The sequence below is a fragment of the Methylobacterium sp. 1973 genome (genome assembly GCF_040545035.1).
In the GTDB taxonomy this organism is placed as follows: Bacteria; Pseudomonadota; Alphaproteobacteria; order Rhizobiales; family Beijerinckiaceae; genus Methylobacterium; species Methylobacterium fujisawaense.
In genome coordinates, this window is record NZ_JBEPLA010000044.1 from 1 (window position 1) to 1200 (window position 1200).

The 1200-nt window shown below is 66.1% G+C and carries 1 protein-coding gene; it reads right to left on the bottom strand.

The window, feature by feature from the left end; all coding sequences use genetic code 11:
- Window positions 1–26: 26 nt before the first annotated feature.
- Window positions 27–1138 (bottom strand): IS3 family transposase gene (locus ABIC70_RS28365; protein WP_354442441.1). Its coding sequence is split into 2 segments (ribosomal slippage): window positions 27–889 and window positions 889–1138, totalling 1113 coding nucleotides; the frame shifts between segments, so codons are not numbered across the junction.
- Between the last annotated feature and the right edge of the window lie 62 nt (window positions 1139–1200).

Consider the following 1200-nt stretch of genomic DNA (forward strand, 5'->3'; position numbering starts at 1 on the left):
TGACCTTGCCCCGTGTTTGCCCCCGTTCATAACCAGAGTCCGTTCTGGTTCTGGTCCTGTTGGGACCGGGTTGCAAATGCGTTCGGGGTGAGCCCATCGAGGCTCGTGTGGGGGCGGCAGGTGTTGTAGTCGACCCGCCACGCCTCGATGATTGTCCGGGCCGCCGGCAGGCTCCGGAAGAGATGCTCGTTCAGGCACTCGTCGCGCAAGCGCCCGTTCAGGCTTTCGACAAAACCATTCTGCTGCGGCTTGCCGGGGGCGATGTAGTGCCACTCAACCGTACGCTCCTCCTGCCAGCGCAGGATGGCGTGCGAGGTCAGCTCGGTGCCGTTGTCCGAGACGATCATCAGCGGCTTGCCCCGGCCCACGATGATCCGGTCGAGTTCGCGCGCGACCCGCTGTCCAGACAGCGACGTGTCGACCACCAGTGCCAAGCACTCCCGCGTGCAGTCATCGACCACGACGAGGATGCGGAAGCGCCGTCCGTCGTCGAGCGTGTCGGAGACGAAGTCGAGGCTCCAGCGCTGGTTCGGCTCCTGCGGCACCGCGGCCGGCGCTCGCGTGCCCAGTGCTCGCTTGCGACCCCCGCGCTTGCGCACCGACAGCCGTTCCTCTCGGTAGAGCCGGAAAAGCTTCTTGTGGTTGAGCGTGAGGCCCTCTCGCCGCAGCAGGATGAGCAGGCGCCGGTAGCCGAACCGGCGGCGCTCGCCGGCTAGGCCGCGCAGGCGTACCCGCACGGCCGCGTCGTCACCACGGGTCGAGGCGTAGCGGTACGTCTTCGGCTCCAAGCCGATCAGCCCGCAGGCGCGACGCTGCGAATAGCCCTTCTCCTCGATGGCCCAGCTCACGGCTGTTCTCCGTGCGCCGGGCGTCAGAAGTTTTTTCCCAGCGCCTCACGCAGCGTCGCCACGTCGAGCATCGCCTCGGCTAGCAGCTTCTTGAGCTTGCGGTTCTCCTCGTCGAGCGCCTTCAAGCGGCGCGCGTCCGAGATCTCCATGCCGCCGTAGCGCGAACGCCACGTGTAGAACGTCGCATCGCTGATGCCGTGGCGGCGGCAGATCTCAGTGACCGGCAGCCCAGCCTGCTGCTCCTTCAGGATGCCGATGATCTGCTCTTCGCTGAACCGGCTCTTCTTCATCGTCCGTCTCCTGATCGACGGACTCTAGCTTCAGAATGAGGGCAGACCAGGGGGCAAGGTCA